Annotated in this window: 4 protein-coding genes; all 4 read right to left on the minus strand. The window is 72.7% G+C overall.

The window, feature by feature from the left end; genetic code table 11:
- On the minus strand, positions 1–2,631 hold a 2,631-nt coding region (locus tag ABZ371_RS26630; protein ID WP_358684078.1), incomplete at its 3' end, for a beta-ketoacyl synthase N-terminal-like domain-containing protein.
- 98 nt (positions 2,632–2,729) lie between these two features.
- Positions 2,730–3,893: a cytochrome P450 gene (locus ABZ371_RS26635; RefSeq protein WP_358684080.1), complete on the minus strand. Its 1,164-nt coding sequence runs from the start codon at positions 3,891–3,893 to the stop codon at positions 2,730–2,732.
- Between the two features lie 28 nt (positions 3,894–3,921).
- Positions 3,922–5,085: a pyridoxal phosphate-dependent aminotransferase gene (locus ABZ371_RS26640; protein ID WP_358684082.1), complete on the minus strand. Its 1,164-nt coding sequence runs from the start codon at positions 5,083–5,085 to the stop codon at positions 3,922–3,924.
- Positions 5,086–5,455: 370 nt separating this feature from the next.
- Positions 5,456–6,298 (minus strand): dimethylargininase, encoded by an 843-nt coding sequence (gene ddaH / locus ABZ371_RS26645; protein WP_358684084.1) that lies wholly within the window; start codon positions 6,296–6,298, stop codon positions 5,456–5,458.
- Between the last annotated feature and the right edge of the window lie 681 nt (positions 6,299–6,979).

The raw sequence follows: 6,979 nt of genomic DNA on the forward strand, positions 1-6,979 counted from the left end.
GACGCGTTCCTGGGCGGGACCGCTGGGTGCGGCGAGCCCGTTGCTGGCGCCGTCCTGGTTGATCGCCGTGCCGCGGAGCACGGCCAGGACCTCGTGGCCGTTGCGGCGGGCGTCGGACAGCCGTTCAAGGAGGAGCACTCCCGCCCCCTCGGCCCAGCCGGTGCCGTCCGCGCCACCGTCGAAGGCCTTGCAGCGCCCGTCGGGTGCGAGGCCGCGCTGACGGCTGAACTCCACGAACATGCCCGGGCTGGACATCACCGTCACTCCGCCGGCGAACGCGAGCCGGCACTCACCGCTGCGCACCGCCTGGGCGGCGAGGTGGAGGGCGACCAGCGAGGAGGAGCAGGCCGTGTCCACGGTCACCGCGGGGCCCTCCAGGCCGAAGGTGTAGGCGACCCGGCCGGAGAGGACGCTGGTGAAGTTGCCGGTGAGGAGGTACCCGCCGGTCCTGTCGTCCGCCTCGTGCAGCCGGGGGCCGTAGTCCTGCGCGAGCGCCCCGAGGTAGACCCCCGTGCCGCTCCCGCGGAGCGCGTCGGGGCTGATCCCCGCACGTTCCAGGGCTTCCCAGACCGTCTCCAGCACCAGGCGCTGCTGCGGGTCCATGCCGAGGGCCTCGCGCGGGCTGATCCCGAAGAACTCGGCGTCGAACAGGTCGGCGTCGTGGAGGAAGCCGCCCTCGCGGGTGTACGAACGGCCCGCCCGGCCGGGGTCCTGGTCGAAGAGGGCGTCCAGGGCCCAGCCCCGGTTGCCGGGGAAGTGGGAGATCACGTCCTTCTCGCCGAGCACGAGGTCCCAGAGGTCTTCCGGTGTGGCCACTCCACCGGGGAAGCGGCACGCCATGGAGACGACGACCACCGGGTCCTCGGCGTCGGCCTCCCGGGGCCCGGTCGCCACCGCGGCGCCCGTCCGGGTGCCGGTCGTCAGGGCGGCCAGGTGGGCGGCGAGCCGTTGTGGCGTGGGGTGGTCGAAGAGCAGGGTGACGGGCAGCCGCAGACCGGTGGCGTCGACCAGCCGGTTGCGGAGTTCCACCGCCGTGACCGAGTCGAGTCCGACGTCCCGGAACGCCGTGGCGTCGTCGGGGAGGTCGTCCGCCTCGACACCCATGACGAGGGAGGTCTCGGCGCGCAGCAGGTCGAGGAGCCGGTTCACGGTCTCCTGGTGGCCGGCGGCCGGTTCCGCGTCCTGGTGACGGCTTCCTCCGCCACCGGGCGTGTCCACCGGCCCGGCCCCTTCCGGCTCGGTGTCCGCCGGGAGCCCGACGACGCGTGCGCCCGGGCCGAAGGCGGGCCGCCAGTCGATCTCGCCGCCGTGGACGTGCAGCCGGGCCAGTGAGGTCAGGAAGCGCCGCGTCCCCTCCTGTCCCCGGCGCAGCGTCTCCACCACGATCGCGCCGGACTCCAGGTCGTCCAGGGTCTGCTGGAGCGACATGGTGAGGACGGGGTGCGGGCTGATCTCGACGAAGGCGTCGTAGCCGGCGAGCGTGCGCACGGTCGCGTCGAGACGGACGGTCCCGCGCAGGTTCCCGTACCAGTAGCCGGCGTCCAGACGGGACGTGTCGATCCGTCCGCCGGTCACCGTGGAGTGGAAGGGCACCGCCGAGGCGCGGGGCCGCAGCGGTGCGAGGGCGTCGAGCACCTCCTCGCGCAGCACCTCGACGTGCGGCGAGTGGGCTGCCACGTCCACCGGGATGCGCTTGGCCTGGACGCCCTCGTCCGCGAAGGTGGCGAGCAGCCCGTCGACGGCCTCCCGGTCGCCGGAGAGGACCACGGAGCGGGGGCCGTTGACCGCCGCCACCGCGACCCGGCCGTCCCACGCGGCGAGCGCGGGTTCCACCTGCTCCACGGACGCCGACACGGAGAGCATCCCGCCCTGCCCGGCGATGCTCGCCTGTGCCTGGCTCCACCGGGCCACCACGCGGGCGCCGTCGCCCAGCGACAGCCCCCCGGCGACGACCGCGGCGGCGATCTCGCCGTTGCTGTGCCCGACGACGGCCGAGGGGCGCACCCCGAAGGAGGCCCACAGGTCGGCGAGCGCGACGCTCGCGGCGAACAGGGCGGGTTGCACGACGTCGTCGCGGTCCAGGGAGGCGGCGCCCGGGGTCCCGCGCAGCACGTCCTGGAGCGACCAGTCGATGTACGGGGCGAGGGCCTCGGCGGACGCCTCCACGGACGCGCGGTACACCTGCGAGCTGTCGAGGAGGCCCGCGGCCATGCCCACCCACTGCGAGCCCTGCCCCGGGAAGACGAACACGGTCCGCCCACCGGGCCGGGCGGTCCCGGAGACCCTCCCGGCGGATCCGCGGCCCTCGGCGAGCGCCTCCAGCTCCCCCGCGAGTTCCTCGCCGTCCTCGGCCAGGACGACCGTCCGGTGGCCGAGCGCGGGGCGCCCGGCGAGGGAGAGCCCGAGGTCGCCGACAGACGGGGCCCCTTCCGCGAGGTGCCGTCGCAGCAGCAGCGCCTGGGACCGTACGGCGGCCTGCGTCGCGCCGGAGAGGATCAGGGGCACGGCGCCCCCGCCGAAGGGCTGTGCCCCGCGCGCGGACGGCCGCCTCTCCTGTCCTGGCGACGCGGTGGCGGCCGGGGGCGTCCCGGTCGACCCGGTCTCGGTGCGCTTGTGATCGTCAGCAGACACGTCGGTTCTCGCTCCAGGTCGTGGGTGTGCCGTGGTGGCACGTCCGGCGGGCAGTGCGGGGCGGCGGGCGGTGCGGGGCGGCCGGGCCGCGGGGCCGGCTACCAGTCGACGAGCAGGCGGGACAGCCCCCGGGTGGCGAGGCCGTCCTTCCAGACCACGGGTTCGTCGACCGAGGCGAGGCGCAGCGTCGGGAACCGCCGCAGCAGCCGCTCCAGCACGATGCGTACCTGGAGCCGTGCCAGTGACGCGCCCAGGCAGCGGTGCATGCCGTGGCCGAAGGTCAGGTGCACCGCGTCACGTCCGGTGAAGTCGAGTGAGCGCGGTTCCGCGAAGACGGCGGCGTCGCGGTTGCCGTCCAGCAGGGCGACCATGACGGCCTCCCCCGCCCGGACGGTGACGCTGCCGAGTTCCACCGGCTCCACGGCGACCCGCGGGAAGCTGAGGGGGGTGGCGGGATTGAGCCGCAGCAGTTCCTCCACGGCGGGGGCGAGACGCTCGGGCCGCCCGGCCAGTTCCTCGTAGGCCGCCGGATCGGACAGCAGCGACAGCACCGACAGGCCGATCTGGCCCACGGTCGTCTCGTAGCCGGCCATCAGCAGGGTGAGTCCGAGGGTGAGGAGCTCGTTCATCGTGAGGTCGCCCCGGTCGTGGATGCCGATCAGCACCGTGAGCAGGTCGTCCTCGGGCAGGTGGCGCTTGCGGTCGACGAGGTCGTAGATGTACTCGGCGAGTTCGATGCGACGGCGGGCCTTCTCCCGGGGGGTGCTGGCCGAGATGTCGAAGAGGACCTCGACCCAGCTGCGGAACCGGTTCCCGTCCGCCTCGGGGACGCCGAGCACCGAGCAGAGCACGGCGAGCGGCAGCGGAGTGGCCAGCCCTTCGATCAGGTCGGCGCCGGGCCCCTGCCGGGCGATCACGTCGAGGTGCCGGTCGGCGAGTTCCTCGACGAGCGATCCCATGGTGGCGATGCGTCCCGTGGAGAACGCGCCGCTGACGATCCGCCGCAGCCGGGTGTGCCGGTCGCCGTCCATGCTCATCATCGAGTCGGGGACGGGCTGGGCGTCGTTGAACCGTGGCGCGTGCGGCGTGGCGGCCTGGGCCCTGCTGAACCGCTTGTCCGTCAGCACCTGGCGGCCGAGCGCGTAGTCGCGCACCAGCCACATGCTGTCGCCGGCGGGTGTCCGGATGGGTACGACGTCGCCGGTCCCGTCGCGGAGGAACTCCGGCAGCGGTCCCAGTTGGTCGACCGTGCACTCCTTCATGCGGTTGCTCCCCCTCGTCGTCAGGTACTCAGCCGGCCTGGATGCGGTGCTCGACCTCGCGCAGCACCTCGGTGCTGCGGTTGAACGCGATGCGCACGTACTGCTCGCCCCGCGCGGGATCCGCGAAGAAGGGGCCGCCCGGCACGAGCAGTACCCCCGCGCTGTCCAGGAGTTCGTGAACGTAGGCCGTGCCGTCCTTCCGGCCGCCGGTGAGCGGTTCGACGTCCGCGAAGAGGAAGCAACCACCCTCCGCCGGCGCGAACTTCATTCCGGCCCGGGAGAAGATGTCCTGGGCCAGGTCCCGGCGGCGCTGCATCTGTGCCGTCGCCGTGGGCAGGTCCACCGAGAGGGCCGCCATGCCGACCGCGACCTGCAACGGGGTGGCCGCGCCGTTGGTGGTGATCTCGTGCACGCGTCGCAGCACGGCGGTGCGGGCCGCGTCGGCCCGCAGGAAGCCGAGGCGCCAGCCGCTGATCGCGTGGCTCTTGGAGAGGGAACCGACGACGATGCTGCGGCCGGCGAGTTCCGGCAGGTCGGTGACCGAGAGCCGGGGGCGGCCGTCGAAGACGAAGGTGCTGTAGACCTCGTCGCAGATGACGGTGACGTCGTGCCGCTCGCACAGTTCGGCGATCTCCTCCAGCTCCCGCCGGTCCAGAACCCTGCCGGTGGGGTTGCTGGGGCTGTTGAGGAGCACGGCCCGGGTGCGTGGCGTGAAGGCCGCCGCGAGGTCCGCGGGGTCGTAACGCCAGGCCGGAGGATGGAGGGGGACGAAGCGGGGGACGGCCCCGGCGAGCGTGACGGCGGCCTTGAACTGCTCGTACCCCGGGTCCATCAGCACGACCTCGTCGCCGGGGTCCAGGGTGGCCAGCAGGGCGACGCACAGGGCTTCGGTGGCACCGACGGTGACGGTCAGTTCGTCGGCCGGGTCCGTGGGGGTGTTCAGCGTCGCGGCGATCCGCTCGCGCAGCAGGAGGTCACCCGAGGGGTGGTCGTACTGGTTGCGGCCGGCCCGCATGGCCTCGGCCGCCGCCTCGATGATGTCGGGGGACGGTTCGGGGTACCCCGGCGTACCGACCGCGAGGTCGATGGCACCCCGGGCACGCGCCATCAGGAAGAGCTCGCCCAGGCTGTTTCCCCGTAGGCCGGCGGCCCTCGACGAGACGTGTGCCCGGCGTGTCGTGGAATGCGTCATGTCCCCACTTCCTGGATTTCGCGTTTTCGGGCGGACTTCCGGAAGAACGGAGTCCGGTCGTTCGTGGAAGGTCGCGCCGGTCCCCACCGGATCCGGCGGCGCCGGGCTTCCGCCGCGACCGGTCGCTTTCGGGGACGCATTCGCTCCCGGCACCGACGGAAAACGGGGCGGACTGTTCACCGAAGCGGATCGATCCGCCTGGAAGTCAGGTCCGGAATTGCATATCGGGCGGAATATCGGGCCGCTCCCCGGCTGGACTCGAACATACCCTTCGGCCGGTGAATGGTGAACCGGAAAGCGGTCCGCGCCCGGAGCCGGCCCACGGCCGCCCCGTCCTGTCGGCAGGACGGGGCGGCCGTCGGGCCGGATGTCAGTCGCGCAGTTCCAGCGTGCAGCACTTCACGCTGCCGCCGGCCTTGAGCAGTTCGCCCAGCTCCACCCCGACCGGCTCGTACCCGCGCTCCCGCAGACGGGCGGCGAGCCCGGTGGCCCGGTGCGGGAGCATGACGTTGCGGCCGTCCGAAAGCGCGTTGAGGCCGAAGACCTCGGCGTCCGCCGCCTCGGCGAGGACGGCGTCCGGGAAGCGCTCGGCGAGCAGGGCCCGGCTGCCCGTGGAGAAGGCTTCGGGGTAGTACATGATCTCCCCGTCGCCGAGGACGGAGAGCGCCGTGTCGAGGTGGTAGAAGCGCGGATCGACGAGCATCAGCGACACCACGGGGCGGCCGAAGAACTCGTGCGCCTCGTCGTGCGAGCGGACGTCGCTGCGGAAACCGGTGCCGGCGAGGATCTCGTCGCCGACGAACAGGAAGTCGCCCTCGCCCTCGTTCGTGTACTGCGCCATCTTCACCTCGGACCACCCGCGCTCGCGGAACCAGTCCAGGTAGGCCGCGGACTCGTCGGCCCTCTGCCGGTGGCGAAAGCGCGCGACCAGGACCTTGCCGTCCACGACGGTGGCGCCGTTCGCGGCGAAGACCATGTCGGGCAGGCCGGCCACCGGCTCGATCAGCTGCACGTCGTGCCCGAGGGTCGCGAACGTGTCGTGGAGGCCCTTCCACTGGGCCAGCGCCGTCTCCGCCGAGCTGGGCCGGTCGGGCTCCATCCACGGGTTGATGGAGTAGGTGACGCCGAAGTAGCTCGGACGGCACATCAGGTAGCGCCTCGGCGTCGCCCGCCGGTCACCGGCCTGACGGACTTCCCTGGTTTCGTCTGACACGTTTGCCCCTTTGGTTCGCCAGATCGTGTCTGGAACGGAGGTGCGGTGCCGGTGGGCACGAAGCGCGGTTGTCGGCGTGGGTTCCGCCGTCGACGAGGGACCTCGTCGGCGCCGCGTGGATGTCGCCGCGGGTCTGCGGGCTCCGGCATCGTGTCCCGTCGACAGGACACCGGCCACCAGAAATGCGATCAGCGGTTCGGAAACGTCTCCTGTACCGGATCTGCTCTCTCCTACAGCACCGTGAAGACGATAGCTGGAACGGCCCGCCGCACCGTAGGGTTCACAGCGCGGCATTCCGCGGGAAGGGCGAACAAAGCCGTTGCCGTCACACACTTCCTCCGCACTTCCCAGCATTGCCAGACCACGAAGAACCAGGTAACCCGACACCCTGATCGCGTACGCGAATAGGAAAGACGGAGAAAAGAGCGCCACCCTCGCCCGGGGTCGGCGTCCCGGCCCTGTCCCCAGGCAGGGGGACAACCGCGCCGCGGCCCCCGGGGCGGGCCCGCCGGCCGGCCCGGGGTCCGTGCCGGCACCTCGGCCGCCCTGGCGGAGCCGGCCCGCACCCGGCCGGCCGGCGCACCCGCCCGCCATCGCCCACGGGGACGGAGGACGAGAAGACCGAGAAAACCGCCGCCACCCACGGGACCGGTGCCTTCGCCCGGGTATTTACCGTCTCCC

Origin of the sequence: Streptomyces sp. NPDC005899 (assembly GCF_040629645.1) — a bacterium.
In the GTDB taxonomy this organism is placed as follows: Bacteria; Actinomycetota; Actinomycetes; order Streptomycetales; family Streptomycetaceae; genus Streptomyces.